This is a genomic window from Paraburkholderia sp. EB58, from assembly GCF_050436665.1.
Lineage (GTDB): Bacteria > Pseudomonadota > Gammaproteobacteria > Burkholderiales > Burkholderiaceae > Paraburkholderia.
The window spans coordinates 264,516-288,456 of sequence record NZ_JBNDMQ010000004.1 but is presented as its reverse complement, the minus strand read 5'-3'; the positions used below and the strand labels follow the sequence as shown (position 1 = coordinate 288,456).

Below are 23,941 nucleotides of genomic sequence, written 5' to 3'. Positions count from 1 at the left end.
CGTTATGCCGGCCAGAACATGCCCACGGCCGCGAGTGCCATGAACGCCGTTGCGAACCATCCGACCCAGCGCAATAAACCGGTCACCACAAAGTCACCCATGATTTCGCGTCGTGCCGACATGAGCATCACCAGCACCATGATCGGCACAGCCGCGAGACCATTCACGACGGCGGCCCAGTACAACGCGTCGATGGGACCGAAATGTGCAAAGGTGAGCGTGACGCCGCCAAAAATCGCAACAGCCATCACCACGTAAAACTGTTTGGCGAGGTTCACCTGCAACGCAACGCTATTGCGCCAATTCATCGCACCGGCGGCTGCGTAAGCGGCGGATCCGGCGAGGACGGGCAGGGCAAGCAAGCCGGTGCCGATCATGGCCAGACTGAACAGAAGGAATGCGAACGGACCGGCAACGGGCTTGAGCGCGCTCGCGGCATCGGCAAACGTGGCGAGACCCGTGCGATGCACATGCAACGTCGCAGCGGTCGAGAGGATGATGAAGAACGCCACGCCGTTCGACATCGCCATGCTGACCCATGTATCGACGTTGATTCGGCGCAGTTGTCCGCCAGCCTGCTTCGGCGCGTGCAATAGCGCCTCTTGTGCCGGTTCCGAGCGAATTTCTTCAACTTCCTGCGACGCATGCCAGAAAAACAGGTAAGGGCTAATCGTTGTGCCGAGCACCGCAACCACGGTGATCAGGTAATGGCCGGAAAACGGTAACGGCGGTTTGACGAGACTCAGGCCTACCGCTTTCCAGTCGAGTCGCACGACGAACGGAATCGCCACGTAAGCGAGTAATGCTAGCGGGAGCCACATAAGGAATCGGGCGTAGCGATCGTAGGGTACGAATACCTGTAGCAAAAGGGAAACGGTGCCTATTAACACGATGTAAAGCTGCACGGGTCCACCCAGAACGAGTTTGACGGCTGCACCCATTGCCGCCAGGTCCGCGGCAATGTTGATCGTGTTGGCAATCAACAGGACCATGACGGCGGCGTACAGGATCTGCGAAGGATAGTGGCGCCGCAGGTTGGCCGCGAGTCCGCTGCCGGTGACTCGCCCCATGCGTGCGCTGATCGATTGAATCGCCACCATCAACGGGTAGGTGAGCAGCACCGTCCATAGGAGGCCGAAGCCGAATTGCGCACCCGCTTGCGAGTAGGTCGCGATGCCGCTTGGATCGTCGTCGGCCGCGCCCTTCACGAGGCCAGGACCCAGGCGCCTCGCCCATGAGCGTTCCGCCTCGTCTTCAACTACGAGTTCAGGCTCGAACGGTTCGGTCGGCACGGTTGGTCCTTGCTGGTTTGCGCCCTCGCCCCCGTACCACAGAGGACGTTGGGTCGCGGTTATTGTGCGTTTATACCGTGGTTATCCTTCACGCAGCAGCATTATTCGTGCCACGAGAAAATCACGCGGTCGGGCGGCACTGCTCTTAAAGAAGCGGCAAGTCGAAGCATACTCAGTTCTATTAATGAAACAATCGCGAGCTTCGGAAACGCGAGTCGTAAGGAGAAAGATGAAGGCGTCATTCACGCCTTAGCGATCAGATATTTGTAGCTAAAGCGCATTGACAAACCGTATGGCTTACCTCGTTACGCGCGAAACCATAGCGTTTTGCCATGCGCTCATGGCATAGTGCGACCATTGCCCACACCTAAGGAGGCGTTATGGCCACACTCGAGCAAATTCAGGCGCGTATGAAGAAACTCCAGGCGCAAGCCGAAGCGTTGCTTGCCAAGCGGGCGCAAGCGGCGGTCGACCAGATCCGTGAACTGATGATCAAGCACGGACTGACCACTGCCGATATAGAGGCACGCGCTAAGGCGAGACGCCAGGCAAAGGCTGCTGGACACCGTCTTTCAAACGGAGTCCCCAAGGCCGCCAGCGCCAAAGGCAAGATGCCGCCCAAGTATAGGGACCCTAGGACCGGCGCTACGTGGAGCGGTCATGCCCGTCCGCCTGCATGGATCAAGGACGCGAAAGACCGCACCCGCTTCCTGATTGATGGGACTGCGGCGATTGCGCTGAACGACAACGGCGCTAGCAAAGCGACGACTGCGGCTAAGAAGGTGTCGGCGAAGAAAGCGGCTGCTAAGAAAGCGCCTGCGAAGAAGGCCGCAGCGAAGAAGGTCGTTGCCAGGAAAGCGGCAAAGAAGAAGGTTGCAGCCAAAAAGCTCGTGACGAAGAAAGCAGCGGCAAAGAAGACGGTCGCGAAGAAGGCTCCAACGGCTAAGCGCGCCTATGTGCGAAAGACAGCTGCCAAAAACGCAGCACCGGGCGCTGCAGCCTAACGGCATCTTTCGATTGTCGCCAGAAATGACATTGGCCCGCCAAGGCGGGCCAATGTATGTGCGGGAACGCGAGTTCCGGCGCTGTTACAGCGGCGTAATATTGGCCGCTTGCTTACCCTTCGGGCCTTGCTTCACTTCGAAGCTGACCTTCTGGTTTTCTTGCAGCGATTTGAAGCCACTTCCCTGGACTTCAGAAAAATGCGCGAACAGGTCTTCACCGCCGCCGTCCGGCGTAATGAAACCAAAGCCCTTTGCATCGTTAAACCACTTCACTGTACCTGTTGCCATTTTCCTGATTTTTCCAAAAAAGACGTTGTGTTGGTGCCGGTTTGCCGAATTCGGCAACACGCGACGCTTCTTTGTACCACAGGAAAATGACAATCCACAACCAGGGTCGTTACCGGCTGTCGGTAAACACCCTCCGCTTTGGCGCTACCCCGCGTAGCGTAACGGCCTCGGTCTGTGTGCGCAGGCTTTTCACGCGTGCCGCCAGGGCGGCTGCACTCGCCTGTGAGGGAAACGGATCGAAGGCATAGCCGCGGCGCGCCCAGGCATCGAGTCCGCCCTTTAGCGCGCGAATACGCGTAAACCCTTTGCGGCGCATGTGCTGCGTGATCCGCATCGCCGTCGCCTCGTCCTGACATACGCAATACACCACGCGAGTCTTCTCCGGCAAAGCCTCTTCGATGTCCGCCGGCGAGGTGGCGTCGAGCCGCCGCGCGCCGGGGATCCGATGCGTATCGTCCGGCAGCGCCGACTCGGGCCGTGCATCCAGAATGATGGGAGGGGATTCGGTGCGCAGGGTCGCCTCGAGCTGTTCCTGCGTAATCCGAACCTGCTTTAGCCAACGTCTAAAGCGCCAACGCTGGATGCAGCGGTACACGAAATAAAGAAGCGACGCGGCCAGCACCAGGTCGATCACCGTTGCGCCATGCGCCCGGACTGCAAGTACAAACTGGCCGAGCTGCTTTTCGAACACAGCGCCGCCTAGCAGCCAGAACGTCGCCCATACCGAAGCGCCCAGCAGGTCCCATGCTAGAAAGATTCTCGGGTCGACCCGGGTCGTACCCATCAGCGGTGGGGTGGCGATACCAAGCCCTGGAATGAATTTGGACACCGATACGATCGGCGCCCCGAAACGCTCGAACAACGAGCGGGCGGTCCGCACGTGTGCGCCGGCCGACATCGACAGCCGCGAGAGCGCGTTGATCAGGCGCTGGCCGTACAGGCGTCCCGCCGTGAACCAGATGCCGTCGCCGATCAATGCGCCGAGCACGGCCGCGGGCAACACGTACCAGAACGACAGAGTCCCGCTGGCAATCGCGGACCCGGCGAAAAGCAGGACCGGCACCGCGGGTATCGGAACGCCGAGACGGGTCAGAAGAACGTTGAGAAAAACGACCCCGCCGCCCCAGGTCGAAATTTCCGATTGCGGAAACTCTATCAATTGCAGTACTCCTGAGGTTACAAATGCGGGGTGTAGCGGTACGCTCGCTGTGCCTGCATTCGTGGAGTGCTGCGTCTGGGATCAGGAGATCCCGCAGACGTCAGCACGGGTTCATTTTACGTTTGAATCAATCAGCGTGACGCGCACGCCTTCGCATCCGGCGCTGCTGCTTACCTCGAGTTCGCGCCAGCCAGTCTCTTCGCCCTCAACGGAGATGAGCGGATCGATTTGCTTGTCCGGACGCAGCACATTGAACGGCCACGATTGGCGCCGCAGCCGCTCATGCACAAGCGAGCCCAGCCAGATCGGCGCTGCGGGCGCGCTGCTATTGCGTTTCACGGCGTAATCAGTGGGCCAGAAGCGCAGTACGTCGCGTTCGTCACGCGCATTGCGGGCACGCGTAAAGACCAGCGCGGAGGGTTCGCCGTTGTCGAGCTTCGGCAGAACCGGCAATGCGGTGGCTTCGGGATCGGGCGCCACCAGCGAGAGAAGCGATTTTGCCGAAAACTGGGTGCCTTCAATCCAGCCTCGACGGCTCAACTGGGCTTCGATCTGCTCGCGGTTAGCCGCCCATTGCACCGTGATCGGCTCGCGCCGTTCTCCCGACATGTCGGACCGGTAGCACGCGAAAGTCTTCCAGAGCGTATCGGTCCATTGTGCTTCGGTGACCACGCTTGACGGACGGCTGGATAGGCTGGAGGGCTCGCTTGCCGACCGGCTGAGAACGATCTGCGGTGCCGCACTCGCGCAGATCACCAGTAGCATCACGGCGGGCATGAACTTACGCGAGGCGGGCATCACGGGGTTGCGCCAGACCGCAGTCAGTGCGACGACCGCCACCCAGATCGCCGCGAATGCCGCGCCACCAACTGCATCGGAGAACGAAAAACGTCCGAAGTAGAGGCCGGCGAAGGCAACCGCAATGACAATCATGGTGCTGAGCGTCGTCGCAAGGATGCCCTGGAATTTGCCGACGCGCCTTGCCAGCAGAAATGCGAGGAAGCCGTAGACAATCGCGCTTGCCGCCACGTGATTGCTGGGGAACGCATACACGTCGAAACTCGCGGAACCTAGCGGTTCTCGGCGCACGGCCAGCTGGATGGCGAAGATCAGCAACTGGGAGAAGGCGACGGCCGCCAGCCAGTAGGCAACGGAAAGCCAGCGCCGTTCATACGTCATCCATACGATGACGGTCAGGACGACGGCGGCGAGGGTCGGGATGCTGCCTAAGGTCGCGAGGCCCGATATCAAGGTGTCGGCCCAGGTGGAGTGGATCGATTGCAGGAATCGATAGACGGACATATCCACCTGAACCAGCGGGTCGCCATTGGCGACGCCTTTCAATACGCCGAAGAAAATTCCGGCGAACAACAACACCAGTACGGAGATGACTGCGACGATGCCCATGGCAGGCCGCTCGGGGTTGAGCGTTTGCAGGAGGAAAGTGGCGCCCCGCCCGGTGTGGCACTGTGCCCAGGAGGTGAGTTTGAGACGCGACGCGCTCGTCCATGCCTGCGCGCGCGACAAGATCATTTGCATCACGCGGAAGCTGAGCCAGCCGATAGCCGCCAGAATTGCTATGACCGCGACGAGACGAAACGAAACGGCGCCTGCCAGTTGCAACGACGCGCCGAATACGACGCCCGGCAGGATATGCGCTGGCGCCCACAACAGCGCGGACAGGACGTTCATCGCATAGAAGCGCACCGGACTCATGCCCAGCATGCCCGCGACGACCGGCACGATAGCCCGTATTGGCGCAATGAAACGGGCAAACACGACGCTACGTGCGCCATGCGCTTTGAAATACTGCTTCCCGGTTTGCAGAATCTGCGGGTGGGTACAGAAAGGCCAAAGCTGGACAATCTTGCTGCGGTAGCGATGACCCAGCCAATAGCTGAGGCCGTCGCCGGCAATGGCGCCTGCGAGCGCGCAGGCAAGCAGCCAGCCGAGGTTCAGCGATCCGGTTCCCACCAGGGCGCCGGCGAGGAACATCGCCGTACTGCCCGGAATGAAGGTGCCGATGACGGCGACCGCCTCCAGGAAAGCGGCGAGGAAAACGACCGTCAGCGTCCATGCCGCGTGGCCGCCGAGCAGATGCAACAGGTGAAGATACGCGTGCTCCATCTACCTCTCCGGCAGTTCAGCGCGATGAGCGAACGAATGCGATCGGGAAAACGCGCCATATCGAAATATAACCTCAGCAGGCGCCGTGCCGTGCGACGCGCGCAGGCACGAGGTGCTGCCGCCGGCTGGCCGCGGTTCCTTGAGGGGCGCCCGTTTGCGGTTATCCGCAGGCTTCGTTGACGTCTTGTGAACTTGACCTATAACGGAGGTGCGGAGCGGTCGTTCTCTGCACCTGGACCGGCCGCAGCCGGTCAGGACCGTCCTTTTGCTGCGCTGCACGATCCCGTCTGGCAGCAAGGCAAGGCGATTGGAGTCGTTACTTAGGTAGCGCGACGGGAGCGTTCGGAGCGGACCGTCTCGGTCCGTCCCACTCCTGCGCGGCACGGTTCAGTTGATTGGCAAAGCAGGTAGGGGCCTGCATTCAGATTGGCGGACTGCCGGGCAACGGACTCAGGTAATGGGTACCCGATGCAAGGAGTGTCGAGATGAGATCACTTTTCGTATTGCCGTTGGCTAGCGCGGGCCTGCTTCTGGCGGCCGGAATGGCGAACGGGCAGAACATGATGGATACGGACATGCAACCACGGGGACGTGCCATCCTGGAGCAGAACGCGAACCAGTCCGCACAAGATGCGACAGACATGCCGTACAGTGAAACCGGGCCAAACGGCATGCTGGTCGCGCGTCCTATAACCAACGCGTCCTACGGCGGCACGGCCGATTCCATTGGGGAGTCGGGCGGCCCGCGCTGCGCAACGGGGCCGCAGTGCAACATTTTCCGCGGCCGATGACGGCAACGATAGGGCGCTTTGCCCTATCGGCCGGATCCTTCGAAGGTTCGCAAACGCTGTGCGCAAGAAAAAGCGGTGCAACGCCAGACATGGCATTGCACCGCGACGCGCTTCTTACTGCAGCGTGAAAGCTAAAGCAACGTTAACGCACTCTCCTATGGTTGATTGGAAGGAGTACTGAATTCCACCATACACACTCCGCAACGCAATTCTTGAAACGCAGCATTGCATTTGCTGCAGAGTGGGCGGCGAAAGATATGACGCCGTTAGCGACGCGTAAATTAATCTTAATCTTCCCGATGCTGTGTTTACGGACCGAACGGCATACCGTTGAATGGCAGGCGCTGGTTTGGCAGGCCAACATCCTTCACGTCTTTCTCGCGTTGAGCCTGCTCGATGGCTCTAACCTTGGAGGGAATGATGAATATCTTCACAAAGTCTCTAGCAACCGTCGTTCTACTGACCGTCAGTGCGGCCGGATGGGCGGCATCTGGACTCACACCGCAGCAATGTAACGACTACCCGTTCAAGCAGACCAAAACGGAGATTACGCATAAACAGTTGATGACGGAGCTGGCGGAACTGGAAGCAGTCGGTTATCAACCGAATAGTGACAACGTCGACTACCCGTCGGACATCGAGAGGGCCGAACGGAAGCTGCGCGCGGAATATCGACAGGACTGTGTTGGTGCGCCGGGCGCGCAGTATTCGGCAACGCCCTGAAAACCTGCTTAAGTTGGAGCGGGGATTGTCTGGCCTGCTTACGATAGATAGTCTCCGTTCCGGCCGATGCCCACTTCTTCGGTCTGCAGATTAGCGCGCTGTCGCTACGGTACGACACTCGCCGACCTTAAAACCCACAATTTTTTTCCAGAAAAAAACGCGAGGCCGCTTCGCTTAAGGCGATAGCGGGTCCGCGTTTCGTACTTGCATTTGTTGAAAGACTGAGTTTCGCCTGAGTGGCTCTCGCGAGAGAGAGCGGCTACTTAAACTTCGCTTGCGTTTTCATGTCGCTGCCGCAGGCGGTGGCACTGCGCCACGACGCGCAGATGGGCACGGAAGCGCACAGAAGGTAGCGGCAGGTTCTTCCACCCCACTCATCAGGCAAAGGTAAATGAAAAAAACGTGTTTGGCCGGACTGTTGTCCGCACTTGCGCTGTGTAACGTCGCGCATGCTCAGAACAGTGTCACGATCTACGGCATTATCGATGAGGGGTTCGACTTCACCACTAACGCGGCCGGTAACCGGGGATACCAGATGGTGAGCGGCGACACGGCCGGTAGCCGCTTCGGCCTGAAAGGCAGCGAAGACCTTGGTGGTGGCATGAAGGCCATTTTCCAGTTGGAAAACGGCTTTAACACCAACAATGGTGCGTTGGGCCAAGGCGGCCTGATGTTCGGCCGTCAGGCCTATGTTGGCTTATCGTCGGCGCAGTACGGCACGATCACGATGGGCCGCCAGTACGATCCGACCATCGACATGTGGAGCGGCTTCACGGCGGCCGGCAATTGGGAAGGCGATCTCGGCGCGCATCCGTACGACAACGACAACGCGGACTGGGATTACCGCATCCAGAACTCGGTCAAGTATGTGTCTCCAACGATGGCGGGCTTCACTGGCGAGGCCATGTATGGCTTTAGTAATGAGGCCGGCGGTTTTGCCGACAACCGTATGTATAGCGCGGCGCTCCAGTATCAGATGGGGTCGCTGTCCGCAGCCCTTGCCTATATGAAGACCAACAATGGCGGTGCGAATACCGGCGGAGCGTCGCCGAGCGCGACAGTCGTGTTCATGGGGGCCTCGCAACAGAACATCGATGCAGGTGTCTCATACAAGTTTGCCGACAAGGCGATCGTCTCGCTCGCCTATTCGCACATCGATGTCTACAACCCGACTTTCAACGCTTACTTCACCACCCAGCCGGTTGCGGGAACGCAAGACTCGTGGAAGTTCGACAATTTCGAAATCAACGGCCAGTACTACTTTGCGCATGACTTCTGGCTCGGCGCGGCGTATACGTTTACGCGCGCCCACGTCTCCACGGTGACGGGTAGCTCGGATCCGAACTGGAACCAGCTGTCGCTCATGCTCGACTATGACCTGAGCGCGCGCACCTCCGTTTACGTGCAAGGAGCGTATCAGCACGCGGACGGCAAAACCGGCCAGGACTTTGATTACGCGAACATTCTTGGTTCGCCAAGCGAGTCGTCGAGCGGCAACCAGATGGTGTACCGTATTGCGATGATGCATCGCTTCTAAGGCGGCCTCGTTTCAGCCGCTGCATGGAGAGCACAGACCGGAATCCGGTCTGTGCTTTTTTCATTGTGAGGTTTAACGCTTGCAGCAGGCGGACAAGCAGGGTTTCTTGACTCGTGCGATTGCTTGCAGTCGGGTCAATGTAAAGAACATGTTGTGCGGCTTCATGCAACGCGCACAAAGTGACGGGTTTTTCATCTTTGTGCGGCCTGGTATTTATTCGCGCAGGGCTATGATGCCGAAACTGTGACGATTCTGACCATGCTTTGACGGGACGCGGCAAGCAATCTGACAGGGTTCTGCTTGATGGCAAGCACAACCTGCACATAGATGAAAGCGTTTTAAGGCGGCGCAGTTCGTAGGGCTCGCATCCTCAATGTAGCAGATTATGTAAGCTATGGAATCCTTATTGTAATGTTTTTTGAGCGATGCTGATGTCCTATCTGGAAGCCGATGTTCCCAAACGCGAGACGAAATCGATCAGCATAAACGCTCAGGAATTTAACCGCTGTCGATCCGGTCCAACCAGGTTCACGCGCGTCACGTGCGACTTCCGGATGTTCAATATGTGGTTTTACTCTCGTCCCATTGTTTTCATGGCAGACCCCGTTGCATGGCTGCCGATTGGGTTCACGTTCTCAACGAATCAACAAGCGAGGAGCCGATGACTGTGTCCGCTCTGGAATTTGGCAAAGTACGGGGAACGGCGATCTCTACCGAGGCACAGAGTACGGATTCAACGAGCCGTTCCGGCGAGCGCTGGCATACCACCACGTTTAGATGGCTGTCGGCCTATGCCGCGATTTTTACCCTGTGTTTCGTGGCCTTATTGGGGTTCCTCGAATATTCGGTGGGCGCGGCGATGGAGCGCGAAGCGGACAGCGCGATTCGCTGGCAGATGCGTTACTTCGACTCGAAGAGCGACGATCGGCTTGCATCCTCTATCGACAAACGGATCGAGCGCGAGAACCGGCACACGAACTACTATGGCCTGTTTACGCCGGACGGCCATCGGCTGGCGGGCGACATCATGACGTTGCCTCCCGGCGTGAAGCTCGATCGGCCGGGCGAATCCCACAGTGAGAGCACGGGCCGCACGCTGACGCTCGCAGAGGATCCTTCGACGCCCACGGTTCGCGTCATGGGGGAGATCCGCGGCGACGGCGACCAACTGGTTATCGGGCGCAGTCTCGCCGATGTGCGGCATGTGCGTGAAGAACTGACCAAGGCGCTGATTGGTGGAGGCGTGCTGTGTCTGGCCATCAGTCTCGGGACCGGCTTGTTGCTGAGTCTTCGTCAGATGCGGCGGGTGGCGGACATGCGCCGCGTGACGACTCGGATCGCCAATGGCGATCTGGGGCAACGTTTGCCGATTGGTGGCCGCGATGAACTGGACATGCTCTGCCACCTCGTCAATCACATGCTTGCGGAAGTCGAGCGGCTGATGAACGAGGTCAAGGGCGCGTGCGATGGTATTGCGCACGACCTGCGCACGCCGCTTGTGCGTCTGCGCTTGCAGTTGGCAAACCTCGCGGAGCGTGTGCGGGACAGCGGCGACGATGCCGCTAACACGCTGGTGGCTAACGCGCGCGTCGAGGCCGATTCCATTCTCGACCGGTTCGGCGCGATGCTGCGCATTTCGGAGATCGGTGCGTTGCAGCGGCGCAGCGGCTTTGACGTGGTGTCCTTGCAGACGCTCGTAGACGAACTATGCGACCTGTATCAGCCACTCGCAGAAGAAAAGTCAATCAAGCTGCAATCGCGCACCGAACCGGTTGAGCCGGTCCACGCCGATCGAGCGTTGCTTTTCGAAGCCTTTAGCAATCTGCTCGACAACGCGATCAAGTTTGCGCCGGAGGGGGGCGATGTGAGCGTCGAGTTGTGGTCATGCCGCTCGGGCCCGCAACTCGTGATAGCCGACAATGGACCAGGCATACCCGTGAGCGAGCGCAACGCGGTGCTCAACCGCTTCTACCGCGTCGAGCAGACGCGCCACATACCGGGCACGGGGCTCGGGCTCGGCATTGTCTCCGCAATCGTCCGTTTGCATGATTTCGAACTCCGAATTGGTGGCGAAGATTGCGGAACGACGATCACAATTGATTGTTGGCCACACAACCTGCAGTAGGTCCCGACGCTAGATGAGAATTCTGCTGGTTTCGTCCTCCGAGACGGAGACGGTTTACCTTCATAAGGCATTCAGGGAAAGCGCGCATAGCGTACAGGTAGCGGATAACCTGCGTTATGCCCTCTATCTGGCCTCATATGAAGAGTTCGATGCGATTGTCATTTCTGCGGTGGGGCTCTCTCTGACGATGGCGCTCTTCGACGCGCTGCCAGAACTGGCCCAACTGCCGCGCGCACCGTCGGTGATCGTTGCGCTCGCAAGCGGTACCGCGCAAGATCGTGCCCGCGTGTTGCGCGCCGGTGCGGACGCCTGCTTCGTGCAGCCGTATTCATTTCTCGAGATGCAGGAGCGCATGCTGGCGCTTCACCGGGCTTCGGCGGCACGCTCGTCCCAATCGGCCCAATTGCCTATCCATGCGTCGAAGCTGAAACTGGATCCGCTAACCCGCGACCTCGTCGAAGACACGAGACGCGTGTTGCTGACCAAGCGCGAATACCTGTTGATTGAATGCCTGTTGCGTCAGGCGAACGCGCCCGTAGCGAGAGATCAGTTGATCCGTTACGCGTGGCCGGACAAGGAGGATGTCGATCCCGCCAGCGTCAACCTGGTGGTGTCGCGCCTGCGGCGAAAGCTTGAACTGAATGGGTTCAGGGCGAAGGTCGAGACCATTAGCCGGTTCGGCTATCAGTTGACGTCGTGAGGCCTTACGTGGGGCGCCAAGAAGGCTGCCTGGCGCATTGAGGAGCCGGGCGAGGGTGTCTAAGTGTGATAAGGGCTGGATGACCTGTGCGCGTTACGTGGTGCAAACCACTGAAGCGGGCAGGCCATCCGGCAAGTGCTGCTCAGTGATGCGCATACACGGTGCTGTCCAGGTGGGCGAGTTGTCCATCCTTTTCTGCCTGGACGAGTCTCTGATACACCTGCGCACGCGTTCTGCCTGCAACCGGCTGACCGTAGGGCGCGACCCACTGTCCGCCTTGATCGGTCGTTGAAGCGGTGGTGAAACTGGAGTTGGCCGCGCCCGCTTGCGGATTGGTCGAACCTGTAGTGGTCTGCGCGAATGCGGTGCTGCTCGCCGCGAGGCCGATAAGTGCTGCCAGTATGACGGTTTTCATAATGCACTCCTCAATGTCAGATAGAGATGAAGCCGGATTGCGCCGCGGGATGCGGCGTGTACCCTGCGAAGCATTTACGGATGCGCGTACACGGTGCTGTTCAGGTAGGCGAGCTGGCCGTCCTTTTCTGCCTGTACGAGTTCGCCGTAGACCTCAGCGCGGGTTTTCGGCGCAACGGCCTGGCCGGTCGGCGGAACCCATGTACCGACTTGCTGCGGGGCGTTCGACATTGCCACGGTGGTTGCGGAATTGTCGGGCGTCGCGGCCGGGGCCGGGTTGCTTTGGGCGAATGCGGTGCCGGTTGCGAGAATGCTCAACAGGGCTGCGATCTTAAGTGCTTTCATGACTGCTCCTTCACGCGGAAGAGGTGGGTTGGGTCCGGGCTGTACCGCATCACGCGATGCGCGTCTCCGTAAGAAGCAGAATAGAGAGGTGGGCCTATAGCAACGCGAGCATGAAAGTGAAGAGATTTTTAAACAGCTGCAGCACTTAGCTGAGTATGTAGCCGGAACCCCTGACGGTACGGATCTGCGGATCTTCGCCGGCCGCGCCTACCTTCTTGCGCAAGCGCCCCACATGGACGTCGATCAGGTTGGTGCCCGGGTCGAAGCGGCAGCCCCAGACACCTTCGAAAATCATCGTGCGGGTGAGCACCTGGCCTGGGTGGCGCATCATGTATTCGAGCAGTTTGAGTTCGGTTGGGTGGAGGTCCAGCGCTTCACCGTGATGGCTAGCCTTGCGTTTGAGCAGATCGAGTGCAAGGTCGCCTACCTGAAGATGAGTCTCTGCGGTGCGCGCCGGCGCCTTGCGCCGCAATAGCACTTCGGCGCGGGCGACCATCTCCTCGCGCGCAAACGGTTTGGTGAGATAGTCGTCGCCGCCGGCGCGTAAGCCCCGAACGCGCTCATCGACGTTGGACATGGAGCTGACCAGTAACACAGGGGTATCGATGCCTGCGTTACGCATGGTCGAAAGAATCGTCAACCCGTCGAAATCGGGGAGCGTGCGATCCAGCGTGACGAGGTCGTAGGGGGACGCCATGACCTTGGCGATGCCATCGCGTCCGCAGCGCGCAACGTCGACCTCATAGCCAGGCCTTGATAGCGAGCTCACAATCTCGTGAATCATCAATTCATCGTCTTCCACAGATAGAACTTTCGGCATGGCTTATACGGTCAGGAAGGGGGGTGGGTCGAACCGGCAGCTGCATTGCCTGTGACGCCTACATGGCGGACCCTGGAACGGCACACAAACATCATCGCTGAGCGCGCGTAACGTAGCGTCGCCAGGCGGATTAAGGGTTTTTAATGGTTTTGCAACGGGACCGTGTTCTGAAGTGGTCTGGCTCCGGCCTTGGCCGTTGGACCATGTCGCGCGGTTCGGCCGGAAGGAAAAAATCCGGTGCGACGCGGCTTGGCGAGGCGCCAGTGCGAGAATGATTGCGCGCGGGACGAAGGCGCAGATTTATTTGTGTCAGACTCGAATGTCTAGCCTTTGTCCGTTTTCGACGGGCGGCGACGCGACATCTTCCGGCCCCATTCCTTATTCACTCGGCTTTTCATGCGCACCAAGTTCATCAAATGGTTTTTCATTGTCTGCCTGCTCGGCAGCGGCACGGTCTACTCTGCGTTGATTCTGCTGCTGTTTCCATTCGTCGGAAGAGCCGGACGATACTGGCTGGCGGCGCAGTGGTGTCGTGCAATGGTTTCATGGATGCGCTGGTTGCCAGGCGTCACATGTTCGGTGGAAGGGCTCGAGCATCTTCCCGCTGGGCCGTCCATCGTCTTGTGCCGTCACGAATCCACGTGGGAGACGCTGGCATTTCTCGCGCTGTTTCCGCGGCGTATCAGCTTCGTATTCAAGGAAGACCTGCTGCGCATTCCGTTCTTTGGCTGGGTGCTGCGTGGCCTCGACATGGTTAGCCTGAACCGCGGCTCGCCGCGTCAGGCGCATCAGGCGGTCACGCAAGAGTGCGCTGCCCGGCTCGCCAAGGGTGATGTGGTGGTGATATTTCCAGAAGGTACGCGTGTGCCGCACGATGCGCCGCCGCGACTGACTTCGGGTGGTATTCGTCTTGCCTGCGCGACCGGCGCTCCGGTGGTTCCGGTGGTGCACAACGCAGGAAAAATCTGGCCGGCGAAGGGGTGGCCGGTCAGAAAGGGTCACATTCGGGTCGTCGTTGGGCCTGAGTTTTCGTCGCGCGAGACGTCGCAGCAGGACTTGAGCCGGGCCGTGCACGACTGGATGAAAACGGCCTTGCTGGAGCTCTGAGGAGTGGCGCGCAAGGCCGTCTGATGGGCTCCGGCGCGTTTTTGCAACGGGGCACAGCCACAAAGCGCTGCTACAAAGCGCCGCCGCAAAAGCAAATGGCCCGCCGAGGCGGGCCATTTGCAGCAGGGGGAACGGCTGTTCCGGCCTGTTACAGCGGCGTGATGTTTGCCGCTTGCTTACCCTTCGGGCCCTGCTTCACTTCGAAGCTGACCTTCTGGTTTTCCTGCAGCGATTTGAAGCCGCTTCCCTGGACTTCCGAGAAATGTGCGAACAGATCTTCGCCGCCGCCGTCAGGCGTGATGAAACCAAAACCCTTTGCATCATTGAACCACTTCACAATACCGGTTGCCATTTTTTAATCCATTCAATTTAAATGTCGCGTTCGCGTTTGCCGCGTCTTCGCCCCGCGACCGAACGCGAAGAATGACTTTGTACCACGCTGATATCAAACATGCCAATCACCATGTTTCAGGAGTGTGCTCTAAACGACGAAATGACCGTCAAATCTGCGTTAGGTAATTGTAATGTTTGGTTGGGGTAAACTACGTCTCACACTCTCCCAGGAAATACATGAAACACTACTTGCAGGAAGAGTTGACGTCGTTCTGGGGCCGTTTGACCCCTTATCTCGCGCTGTTGGAATCCGCGCAAAGCGAGGCTCTGGAGCCCATTGGGCGCGTCACCGTGGACACCGATGAACGCCAGGCATTCGCGCTGCATACCACTGATGTAAAGCCACACGGCGATACATCCGACGTCCCGACCGGACAAAGCGCCACCTATACTCGACTGAAGGCCGAGGGCGCAGTTTGGGGCCCTTGGCTAAGGGAAGCGTACTGATCCACAGCGGCTCACGCCGCTTCGAGGGAATGGGCGGGCGCGGTGCCCGTCACGCTCCCCATCCGAACTGAATGACCGCGTCGCGCCCGGCCAGGGTCGGCGCCCGCTAATTCAACCCGTTTCAGCGTATGAGCAAGTCCACATTCATCCCCAGTGTTCCGGCGAAATCCGAGAGCGATTTCGAAATCTCGGCTTCCTCACGCCTCGCCGGCTATCGGCGCTTTTTCGGTGTTCTGAACGTGGTCCGCAAGACGGACGGCAGACTGTTGTTCCCGTTCGACGGGGCGCCAGAACTCGGACCCTTCCCGACGAAAGTGGAGGCGCTGGCGGCTGCACAGGTGTATGGCGAGCATATCGTCGCCGCTGACCTGGCCAATCCGGAGTTATAGCAACGGGTCAGCCGTCACTTGCAGGACGACTCTGCAAGAACGGCTACACCGGCTGACACGCTAGCGAAGCGCAGCGGAATTATTGGTAGTGCTGATGAATGTCGCTGCACTTTACTGCGGATCCGTCTTCGCTTGCGTCGTCTGGTCGTTCGATGTGTCGCTCGCCGATGGCACATCCATGTTGCTTTGATCCATCGTCATGCCGGCGGGTTTGGTGGTCCATGGGCTGTCGATCGGGTCACCGTGATAGGTCATCCCGGCGGTTGCAGCACCATGAGCATTACCGGCACCGCCGTTGTTTCCCGCAAACGCCGCATCCGACACGCTCAACGAAATTGCAGCTACGCCCGTCATGAAGACGGTCAAAATTGCCTTGTTCATTTCCATTCTCCCGGTATGCGATGCGAGATTGCGTCGCGTCACCTCATATACGGGGTTATTCCCGCACTGGATGCACACCGTCAGCGACGACGCAGCTGCGCGATAACTTAATTTCTTCGCAGCGAGGGGCCGTAACGTCGAGTTACCAATCTCGCATGCGCGTTTCACCTGTAAATGAGACCCGTCCATAGACTTCCGTCACTGTTGGAACTCACACAAGTCCGCCGGGCATTCCGCGATGCACGCCATTTTCTTGCGGGAGACATCAATGCAGCGAACGCGTAACCTTCTCGTGACCGCCCAGCTGGACGGCACGGAGCTATGCGCCGATTATTGCCAGCAAACCGGCCGTCTGCGGATTCTCCAGGGGAAAGCCGTCGTGCGGGAATGGTTTCCGCCCAACTCATGGATTGCCATCGCGTCGGTGGCCGGCGCGCGAAACTGGGGGACGCGGCCCGATTCCGATGAATTGCAGACCTTGCTCGAAAGTCAGGCGTCGTTGCTGCGGATCGGCTAGCCTCTCCCTGCCTTCGCCAAACATGAGTTTTTCGAATGTTTGGCTCTCAAATTAGTCGCTTGTCGCCCCTCGCTGTGCGGAGAAGAATTCGGCTCATGCACCGACGGCATGGAATCCATAGTCGTCGGCCATGCGTTTTTCGCACTACGCCACCTGGTAACGACTATGCGACTCGATCGGAATTTTGCTCACGGCCAGTTCATCGAACCCGCTACCGACGAACTCATTCCCGTCTACAACCCCGCCACCGAGGCCCTGGTTGCCCACGTCGCGGGCGTTTCGAAGGACGAAGCGATTGCTGCGGTCAACGCCGCCGCTGCTGCGCAGAAAGGCTGGCGTAAGCTGCCGGCCGCCGAACGTGCTGTCTACCTGCACAAACTTGCCGACGCGTTGACCGAATGCGCGCCTGCGATCGGCGCGGCGCTCGCGTTGGAGTCGGGCAAGAGCGTCGCCGACGCGACCAACGAAGCCATCTACGCTGGTCAGATCACCCGCTATCACGCGGAGTGGGCGCGCCGCATCGAAGGCGAGGTCATTCCGAGCGATACGCCTGACGAGAATCTGGTTCTGCATCGCGAGCCGATCGGCGTCGTAGCTTGCCTGATTCCGTTCAACTATCCGGTCTACACGTTCATGCGCAAGGTTGCTCCTGCGCTGATTTCCGGCAATACAGTGGTGGTGCGGCCGAGTAACAACACGCCGACCTCCGCGTTCGAAATTGCCAAGGCCGTCGAACGTGCCGGTCTGCCCGCAGGCGTGGTGAATATTCTGGCGATGAGCCACGACGTGGCAGAAACGCTCTGCACGCATCCGGCGGTCGGCATGATCACACTGACGGGCAGCGTAGGCGCGGGCCGCAAGGTACTCGAGTACTGCAAGGCGAACATCGCGAAGCCGTCGCTCGAACTGGGCGGCAAGACGCCCGCGATCATCGAGCCGGATGCCGACCTCGAGAAGGCCGCGCGCGAGCTGGTCGCTTCGAAGACCACCCACTGCGGCCAGTTGTGCACGGCGATCGAACGCGTGTATGTGCATGAAAGCGTACATGACCGTTTCTTGGCGTTGCTCAAGCAGCATATGAGTGCCGTGAAATCGGGCGATCGTGCAGAAAATCCCGCCCTGATGGGGCCGCTCGTCAACGATGCATCACGCCGGTCGATTCACGCCATGGTCCAACGCGCGGTGGAAGCGGGCGCCAAGGTCGAGACGGGCGGCGAATTGCCGGAAGGCAAGGGCTTTTTCTATCCGGCGACGTTGTTGTCGAACTGCCGTCAGGACATGGAGATCATCCAGGAAGAGACCTTCGGCCCGATCATGCCGGTGGTCAAATACCGCACGCTCGATGAAGCGCTCGGGATGGCTAACGATCATCAATTCGGCCTTTCGTCGGTGCTGTACACCGAGAACTATCGCACTGCGATGAAAGTTGCCAACGGCATCGAAGCAGGCGAACTGTACGTGAACCGCACGCCGGCCGATCCGTATCAAGGCTTCCATGCTGGCTGGAAGCGCTCGGGCCTCGGCGGCGACGACGGCAAGCACGGAATGCTCGAATTCACGCAAACCCGTCTTGTGGTCATGAAGTACTAAAACAACCTCTATCCAGATCCGGCGCGTCGCGCACCGCGGCGCGCCTTTTTCTCAACCTGCAGATTCGCGTAAGCACCCTGCAACGATAACAAAGATATCGGAGACTCGACAAAGCCGGTGCAGCAATGCATCGCGGGCCTTGCGTGTCTCCTAGGAGCACCTCAGTGTCATCTCGCCCTGTCCAATCCAATGCCTCGCTGGCCGTGTCCAACGACGACGCCTCCTTACGCGAAACCAAAGCGCAGCGCTATGTGCAATTGCTGCTGCTGGTGATCGCCGCCGGCGCGATCTATCCGATTCTCTATCTGCGGCAGGTGTACCAGCCGACGATGCTGGAAGTGTTTCATATCACCGACAGCCAGCTTGGTTATCTGTATTCGTCGCTCGGCACCATCTTTTTGCTGAGCTATCTGCCGAGCGGCTGGTTGGCCGATCGTATCGCGCCACGACTGCTCATCTGCTTCTCGCTGATCGCAACCGGTGTGCTCGGTCTTTGGTATTCGACGGCGCCGTCGTTCGATCTGCTGATGGTGATTTTCGGCGGCTGGGGCCTGTCGACGGGGCTCACTTTCTGGGCTGCTGTGATCAAGCGCGTGACGATGATTGCGGGCGCGCATGAGCAGGGGCGCTTCTTTGGCTTTCTCGACGGTGGCCGAGGTCTGGTCGAAGCACTTCTGGCAACCGTAGCCATCACGCTGTTTGCATGGGCCACGCAGACGCGCGGCGAACCGGTGGCGGCCGGCCTCAAGCTGGTGGTCTACATGTACGCGTTCCTGTGCATCGCGCTGGGCGTGGTCCTCGGGCTGGTGAAGGATCCGCAGGGCAGCAGGGCGGCCGCGGATAACGCTGCCAGGCGCAAACGCAGCAATGTATTAGTCGACCTGAAGACGCTCGCGACGATTCCAGAGTTGTGGCTTGTCGCTGCTATCGTGTTCTGCGGCTATCAGGTGTTCTGGGCAACCTATAGCTTCTCCGCGTACCTGCATGAAGGGACGATCGGTCTCTCGGTGGTGATGGCCGGCACGATCACGACGCTCAAGCTGTGGATGCGGCCTATTGGCGGCATCGGCGGCGGCTTCCTGGGTGACCGCTTCTCCAAGATTTCCGTGCTGGTGATCTCGCTGTTTCTCGCGGCTGTCTCGCTGCTCGGACTGGTCGCAGCGCCTGGCATCGGCAGTCACGTGGCACTGGTGTTCCTCGTGCTGTTCATCGGCATTCTGACCTACGCGATCCGCGGCCTTTACTGGTCGTTGCTCGACCGCTGCAATGTGCCGGTGGAAACGATGGGCCTCGCGATCGGTTTGATCTCGGTACTCGGCTACTCGCCGGACGTCTTCCTGCCGCTCATAAACGGCTACCTGACACAGACGTACCCGGGCGTATTCGGCTATCAACTCTACTTCGGCTATGTGGCCGCAGTGGCGACGCTGGGTGGCTTTGCCGCGCTCGCGTTGAGAAACATGCTTAACAGGAAAGAAGGTGCGTAAATGAAAGTTGTTTCGCTCGAAACGCATATTGTCGCTGTACCGCCGCCGCACCTGGGTGGCATGTACTGGATCTTCGTCAAGCTGAAGACGGCTTGCGGAATTGAAGGCGTCGGAGAAATCTATTCGGCGACGTTCCATCCGGATGCAATGACCCACATCATCGACGACGTGTTCAGCCGCTATCTGCTGGACAAGGATCCGCATCACGTCGAGCGCCTGTGGCGCGAAGCCTATTCGAGCGGTTTCACGCAGCGTCCCGACCTGACCATGATGGGCGTTGTCAGTGGCCTCGAAATGGCGTGCTGGGACATCATTGGCAAGGCAGCGGGCAAGCCGGTATACGAACTGCTGGGCGGAATGGTCAATGAGCGGCTTCGTTCGTACACCTACCTGTACCCGAAAAATAGCCGAGGGGAATACGATTACGACGACCCAGATCTTGCAGCCGAATGCGCGGTTGAGAACGTGAAGCGCGGTTTTACGGCAGTCAAGTTCGACCCGGCCGGCCCGTACACCGCCTATTCGGGCCATCAGTTGTCGATGGAAGTGCTGGATCGTTGCGAGCTCTTCTGCCGCAGGGTGCGCGAAGCCGTGGGTAGTAAGGCTGACTTGCTGTTCGGCACGCACGGGCAAATGGTGCCGTCCTCGGCCATCCGCCTTGCCAAACGCATCGAGAAATACGATCCCCTGTGGTTCGAAGAGCCGGTGCCTCCGGGGCAGGAAGGGGCGATGGCCCAGGTGGCGAAGCACACAAGCATTCCTATCGCAGCAGGCGAGCGACTGACCACCAAGTACGAATTCTTCAAGCTGCTCGAAGCGGGTGCCGCATCGATCCTGCAGCTGAATGTGGCGCGCGTGGGCGGTCTTCTCGAAGCAAAGAAAGTGGCGAGCATTGCCGAGGTGTATTACGCGCAGATCGCGCCGCACCTCTACAACGGCCCGGTGGGCGCCGCGGCCAGCATTCAGCTGGCAGCCTGCACGCCGAACTTCCTGATTCAGGAAAGCATCGGTACGTGGGGCGGTTTCCACGCAGAAGTGCTGAAGACGCCCATCCGCTGGGAAGACGGCTACATCATTCCGTCGCAGGAGCCAGGTCTTGGCGTGGAGCTGAACATGGATGTGGTGCGGCAGCATTCGCCGTACAAGGGCCAACGCCTGCATCTGCAGATGGCCGCGAAGCCTGCGGACGTCAAGGATCTCGCGCCGGCCAAGGGTTGAGCTTGAGATTTACTTTCGCATTTACTGAAGCGGACGCCGTCGGGCGAGATATACCATGAACTACGACTACATTATTGTTGGCGCGGGCTCTGCGGGCTGCATCCTCGCCAATCGCCTGACGGCGTCGGGCCAGTATTCTGTGCTGCTGATCGAGGCGGGCGGCAAGGACAGTTCGTTCTGGTTCAAGATTCCAGTGGGTTTTACCAAGACGTACTACAACGAAACCTATAACTGGATGTATTACAGCGAGCCCGAAAAGGAACTCGACAACCGGCCGATCTATTGCCCGCGCGGTAAGGTGCAAGGCGGCTCCGGATCGATCAACGCGATGATCTTCGTGCGTGGCCAGCCGCACGATTTCGACGATTGGGCCGCAGCTGGCAACAAAGGCTGGTCGTTCAAGGACGTGCTGCCGTATTTCCGCAAGTTCGAGTCCCATCCGCTTGGCAATACTGAGTATCACGGCGCCGATGGCCCGATTCGCATTTCGCCGATGAAGGATGCGGTGCATCCGATCTGCCACGTGTTCCTCAAGGGTTGCGAGCAGGCGGGCTATAAGCGTACCGATGACTTCAACGGTGCGCAGTTTGAAGGCTCGGGCATCTACGATGTCAACACGCGAAACGGGCAGCGCTCGTCGAGCAGCTTCGAGTATCTGCATCCGGTGCTGGACCGCAAGAATCTGACCGTCGAACGTGACGTGCTGGTCAGCCAGGTGCTGTTCGATCGCAACAAGCGGGCGACGGGCGTGGTGGTCAAGCAGAATGGCAGCGCACGTAGCTTCACGGCGAACCGCGAGGTGATTCTGTCGGCGGGCGCGGTGGATACGCCGAAGCTTCTGCAACTGTCAGGTGTGGGTGACAAGGCGCTGCTCGCGCAGCATCGCATTCCGCTCGTGCACGAACTACCGGCGGTCGGGCAGAATCTGCAGGACCATCTGTGCGTGAGTTTCTACTATCGCGCCAACGTGAAGACGTTGAATGATGAAATGCGACCGTTGCTCGGCAAGCTCAAACTGGGCTTGCAGTACCTGCTGACGCGCAAGGGACCGCTTGCGATGAGCGTGAACCAGTCGGGCGGTTTCTTCAAGGGCAACGATCAGCAGACGCAGCCTAATCTGCAACTGTATTTCAATCCGCTGTCGTACCGGATTCCGAAGAGCAACAAGGCGAGCCTTGAGCCGGAACCGTATTCGGGCTTCCTGCTGGCCTTCAATCCGTGCCGGCCGACAAGCCGCGGTTCGATTGAGATTGCGTCGAACCGGGTTGAGGATGCCGCTAAGATTCGCATCAACGCGCTGACTACGGCGAAAGATATCGACGAGGTCATCCAGGGTTGTGAATTGGTGCGCAAGGTGATGGCAGCGCCCGCGCTGAAGGGCATCACGGTTGAAGAGATTTCGCCGGGCCCGCAGGTCAATACTCGCGAAGGATTCCTGCAGTATTTCCGCGAGCAGTCTGGCTCGATCTATCACCTGTGTGGATCGTGCGCGATGGGCTCGGACGTGCAGACTTCAGTGGTCGACGAGCGGTTGCGCGTGCACGGCATGACGGCTTTGCGAGTGGTCGATGCTTCCATCTTCCCGAATATCACGTCCGGCAATATCAATGCGCCGACGATGATGGTGGCGGAGAAGGGAGCCGAGATGATTCTGGAGGATGCACAGGCGGATGTTGCGGGCAAGCGGACCAAGCCGGAGTTAGTGGCGACGCATTGAACACCCCGCGACGCCCACCCGCCTCAGTTCTCTTCAGGAAACAGCGCACGCCCTTGCGTCATATCCCGTAGCGCTGCACGTGCGCCGTCCACCGCCGTAACGGGCATGCTGACCGTCAACCGCACCTCCATTTCATACCCACTATCGGCGAGCGTGTAGCCTTCCTGTTCAATCCAGCGGCGCACGCGTGCTTCGTCGGGATAGGCGATTTCGACGGTCAGTAAGACTTGGGCAATCCGTTCGACGCGCGGCGCGTCCTGCAGCACGCGGGCAATGGCATCGGTATAGGCGCGCACGAGACCGCCCGCGCCTAGTTTCACACCGCCGTAGTAGCGCACCACGGCGGCCAGCACGCCATCGAGATCGTGATGCCGCAGCACTTCGAGTATCGGCCTGCCGGCGGTGCCCGACGGTTCGCCGTCGTCCGACATGCCGGACTGGCCGCCCGCCAGCAGAGCCCAGCAGACGTGCGTGGCGGTGGGGTTCTCTTCGCGCAGGCGGCGCAGTTCGGCCATCGCCGCATCGCGGTCCGCGACAGGGATCGCGTGGGCGATGAAGCGGCTCTTGCGGATTTCGAGTTCTGAAGATACTGCCGTTGAAAGAGTGTGACTCACGTTGATTGGGGTTGATTAAATTAGTTAAATCAGCCGTTCAGGCGTGTTGTTATGATGCGTATTGACCCTCGATGGATCGTCTACGACATAATATGCTTACACGTTGCCTGCATGGGTGGGCAATGAAGCAAGAAAGCTTCACGGCGTCGCGTATCGAAGCATACGCCGGCTAGCCAGGCAGCTAGCCGACGGGCCGGCGAGATGTTGGAATACGCGGGGCGGGTACAAGGCGATCGGCGTGAAGATGAACCGATACCGGCCGACGGCTTCGACGACCGGAACGTGTGCCAGCGCGACAATCAGGAAAGCGCCGACCATTCCTGTTACGCCAAATTCTGGACGCCGAGAATGGTGGCGATCTTTGGCTCGAGTATGAGCAAGCCGGGAAGTGGGACGTTGCGTCCCACTTCCGTTGACGTTCGGAGCAAGCGCGACAGCTTATTGGCCGAAGAAAACGGGCTTCATGCCGATAGTGCTTGTGGGGCGTCCAACCTGCGACGATCCGCTGGAAGACGGTCCGTAACCACTGTCTTGTCCAGCCGCGGGGCCGCCGTTAAAGTTCGTCGGAAAGTCAACCGTGCTCGCGTTCGCCGGATTGAAGCCAGCCTTCTCGAGTTGAACGATTTCGTCCTGCACTTGTTCGCGCGTCACGGGTCCGTTCGACTGAGCGAGTGCGATGACCGGAGCGGCGAAGACGGCGGCAGCAGAGACTGCATAGATTAACGACTTCATGATAAATCTCCTCTTCACAGATCG

At 59.5% G+C, this 23,941-nt stretch carries 25 protein-coding genes; 14 read left to right on the top strand and 11 right to left on the bottom strand.

The window, feature by feature from the left end:
* Positions 1–2 precede the first annotated feature (2 nt).
* A complete protein-coding gene (locus P3T40_RS08520) occupies positions 3–1,292 on the bottom strand; it encodes an Nramp family divalent metal transporter (protein ID WP_429267239.1) in 1,290 nt (429 codons plus the stop codon).
* A 380-nt stretch (positions 1,293–1,672) separates the two neighbouring features.
* Here P3T40_RS08520 and P3T40_RS08515 point away from each other — a divergent pair, with 380 nt between their 5' ends.
* Positions 1,673–2,296 carry an H-NS histone family protein gene (locus P3T40_RS08515; RefSeq protein WP_429267238.1) on the top strand — a complete coding sequence of 208 codons (624 nt, stop codon included), beginning with the start codon at positions 1,673–1,675 and terminating at the stop codon, positions 2,294–2,296.
* Between the two features lie 84 nt (positions 2,297–2,380).
* Here the strand turns inward: P3T40_RS08515 and P3T40_RS08510 are convergent, their stop codons facing one another.
* The 3 genes from P3T40_RS08510 to P3T40_RS08500 form a co-directional block, all read right to left on the bottom strand.
* Entirely contained in the window at positions 2,381–2,584 is a 204-nt protein-coding gene (locus tag P3T40_RS08510; RefSeq protein WP_074266324.1) for a cold-shock protein, read from the bottom strand.
* Positions 2,585–2,693: 109 nt separating this feature from the next.
* A complete protein-coding gene (locus P3T40_RS08505) occupies positions 2,694–3,743 on the bottom strand; it encodes a VTT domain-containing protein (protein WP_429267237.1) in 1,050 nt (349 codons plus the stop codon).
* 111 nt (positions 3,744–3,854) lie between these two features.
* Positions 3,855–5,870 carry a VTT domain-containing protein gene (locus P3T40_RS08500; RefSeq protein WP_429267236.1) on the bottom strand — a complete coding sequence of 672 codons (2,016 nt, stop codon included), beginning with the start codon at positions 5,868–5,870 and terminating at the stop codon, positions 3,855–3,857.
* A 485-nt stretch (positions 5,871–6,355) separates the two neighbouring features.
* Here P3T40_RS08500 and P3T40_RS08495 point away from each other — a divergent pair, with 485 nt between their 5' ends.
* The 5 genes from P3T40_RS08495 (at position 6,356) to P3T40_RS08475 (ending at position 11,746) form a co-directional block, all read left to right on the top strand.
* Positions 6,356–6,661, top strand: coding sequence for a hypothetical protein (locus P3T40_RS08495; protein ID WP_429267235.1), 306 nt, complete (start codon positions 6,356–6,358; stop codon positions 6,659–6,661).
* A 420-nt stretch (positions 6,662–7,081) separates the two neighbouring features.
* On the top strand, positions 7,082–7,384 hold the full coding sequence (locus P3T40_RS08490; RefSeq protein WP_429267234.1) for a DUF4148 domain-containing protein: 303 nt from the start codon (positions 7,082–7,084) through the stop codon (positions 7,382–7,384).
* A 391-nt stretch (positions 7,385–7,775) separates the two neighbouring features.
* Positions 7,776–8,921 (top strand): porin, encoded by a 1,146-nt coding sequence (locus P3T40_RS08485; RefSeq protein WP_429267233.1) that lies wholly within the window; start codon positions 7,776–7,778, stop codon positions 8,919–8,921.
* Between the two features lie 661 nt (positions 8,922–9,582).
* Complete coding sequence (locus tag P3T40_RS08480) at positions 9,583–11,046, top strand: sensor histidine kinase (RefSeq protein WP_429267232.1); 1,464 nt, start codon at positions 9,583–9,585, stop codon at positions 11,044–11,046.
* A gap of 13 nt (positions 11,047–11,059) precedes the next feature.
* Positions 11,060–11,746, top strand: a complete 687-nt coding sequence (locus P3T40_RS08475) for a response regulator transcription factor (protein WP_429267231.1) — start codon at positions 11,060–11,062, stop codon at positions 11,744–11,746.
* A gap of 142 nt (positions 11,747–11,888) precedes the next feature.
* Here P3T40_RS08475 and P3T40_RS08470 read toward each other — a convergent pair whose 3' ends face one another.
* From P3T40_RS08470 to P3T40_RS08460, 3 genes are all read right to left on the bottom strand, one after another.
* Entirely contained in the window at positions 11,889–12,161 is a 273-nt protein-coding gene (locus P3T40_RS08470) for a DUF4148 domain-containing protein (RefSeq protein ID WP_429267230.1), read from the bottom strand.
* Between the two features lie 74 nt (positions 12,162–12,235).
* Positions 12,236–12,505: a DUF4148 domain-containing protein gene (locus P3T40_RS08465; protein WP_429267229.1), complete on the bottom strand. Its 270-nt coding sequence runs from the start codon at positions 12,503–12,505 to the stop codon at positions 12,236–12,238.
* A 145-nt stretch (positions 12,506–12,650) separates the two neighbouring features.
* Positions 12,651–13,325, bottom strand: a complete 675-nt coding sequence (locus P3T40_RS08460; RefSeq protein WP_429267228.1) for a response regulator transcription factor — start codon at positions 13,323–13,325, stop codon at positions 12,651–12,653.
* 396 nt (positions 13,326–13,721) lie between these two features.
* Between P3T40_RS08460 and P3T40_RS08455 the strand changes: the two genes are divergently transcribed.
* Positions 13,722–14,432: a lysophospholipid acyltransferase family protein gene (locus P3T40_RS08455; protein WP_429267227.1), complete on the top strand. Its 711-nt coding sequence runs from the start codon at positions 13,722–13,724 to the stop codon at positions 14,430–14,432.
* A 148-nt stretch (positions 14,433–14,580) separates the two neighbouring features.
* On the opposite strand, the gene P3T40_RS08450 is transcribed toward P3T40_RS08455, so the two are convergent.
* Positions 14,581–14,784: a cold-shock protein gene (locus tag P3T40_RS08450; protein WP_074266313.1), complete on the bottom strand. Its 204-nt coding sequence runs from the start codon at positions 14,782–14,784 to the stop codon at positions 14,581–14,583.
* A gap of 218 nt (positions 14,785–15,002) precedes the next feature.
* On the opposite strand from P3T40_RS08450, the gene P3T40_RS08445 reads away from it, so the two are divergent.
* Together P3T40_RS08445 and P3T40_RS08440 are read left to right on the top strand one after the other, a co-directional pair.
* Entirely contained in the window at positions 15,003–15,272 is a 270-nt protein-coding gene (locus P3T40_RS08445) for a hypothetical protein (RefSeq protein WP_429267226.1), read from the top strand.
* Between the two features lie 128 nt (positions 15,273–15,400).
* Positions 15,401–15,661, top strand: a complete 261-nt coding sequence (locus P3T40_RS08440; RefSeq protein WP_429267225.1) for a DUF6723 family protein — start codon at positions 15,401–15,403, stop codon at positions 15,659–15,661.
* A gap of 111 nt (positions 15,662–15,772) precedes the next feature.
* On the opposite strand, the gene P3T40_RS08435 is transcribed toward P3T40_RS08440, so the two are convergent.
* A complete protein-coding gene (locus P3T40_RS08435; protein WP_429267224.1) occupies positions 15,773–16,042 on the bottom strand; it encodes a hypothetical protein in 270 nt (89 codons plus the stop codon).
* A gap of 268 nt (positions 16,043–16,310) precedes the next feature.
* Between P3T40_RS08435 and P3T40_RS08430 the strand changes: the two genes are divergently transcribed.
* The 5 genes from P3T40_RS08430 (at position 16,311) to P3T40_RS08410 (ending at position 22,571) form a co-directional block, all read left to right on the top strand.
* Complete coding sequence (locus tag P3T40_RS08430) at positions 16,311–16,559, top strand: hypothetical protein (protein WP_429267223.1); 249 nt, start codon at positions 16,311–16,313, stop codon at positions 16,557–16,559.
* 165 nt (positions 16,560–16,724) lie between these two features.
* Complete coding sequence (gene aldA / locus P3T40_RS08425) at positions 16,725–18,149, top strand: aldehyde dehydrogenase (protein WP_429267328.1); 1,425 nt, start codon at positions 16,725–16,727, stop codon at positions 18,147–18,149.
* Positions 18,150–18,313: 164 nt separating this feature from the next.
* A complete protein-coding gene (locus P3T40_RS08420) occupies positions 18,314–19,636 on the top strand; it encodes an MFS transporter (protein ID WP_429267222.1) in 1,323 nt (440 codons plus the stop codon).
* Complete coding sequence (locus tag P3T40_RS08415) at positions 19,637–20,854, top strand: mandelate racemase/muconate lactonizing enzyme family protein (RefSeq protein ID WP_429267221.1); 1,218 nt, start codon at positions 19,637–19,639, stop codon at positions 20,852–20,854. It begins immediately after the preceding gene.
* Positions 20,855–20,909: 55 nt separating this feature from the next.
* On the top strand, positions 20,910–22,571 hold the full coding sequence (locus P3T40_RS08410; RefSeq protein WP_429267220.1) for a GMC family oxidoreductase: 1,662 nt from the start codon (positions 20,910–20,912) through the stop codon (positions 22,569–22,571).
* Between the two features lie 23 nt (positions 22,572–22,594).
* Here P3T40_RS08410 and P3T40_RS08405 read toward each other — a convergent pair whose 3' ends face one another.
* Both P3T40_RS08405 and P3T40_RS08400 read right to left on the bottom strand, forming a co-directional pair.
* Complete coding sequence (locus P3T40_RS08405; RefSeq protein WP_429267219.1) at positions 22,595–23,185, bottom strand: IMPACT family protein; 591 nt, start codon at positions 23,183–23,185, stop codon at positions 22,595–22,597.
* A 438-nt stretch (positions 23,186–23,623) separates the two neighbouring features.
* Positions 23,624–23,917 carry a DUF4148 domain-containing protein gene (locus tag P3T40_RS08400; RefSeq protein WP_429267218.1) on the bottom strand — a complete coding sequence of 98 codons (294 nt, stop codon included), beginning with the start codon at positions 23,915–23,917 and terminating at the stop codon, positions 23,624–23,626.
* Positions 23,918–23,941 lie beyond the last annotated feature (24 nt).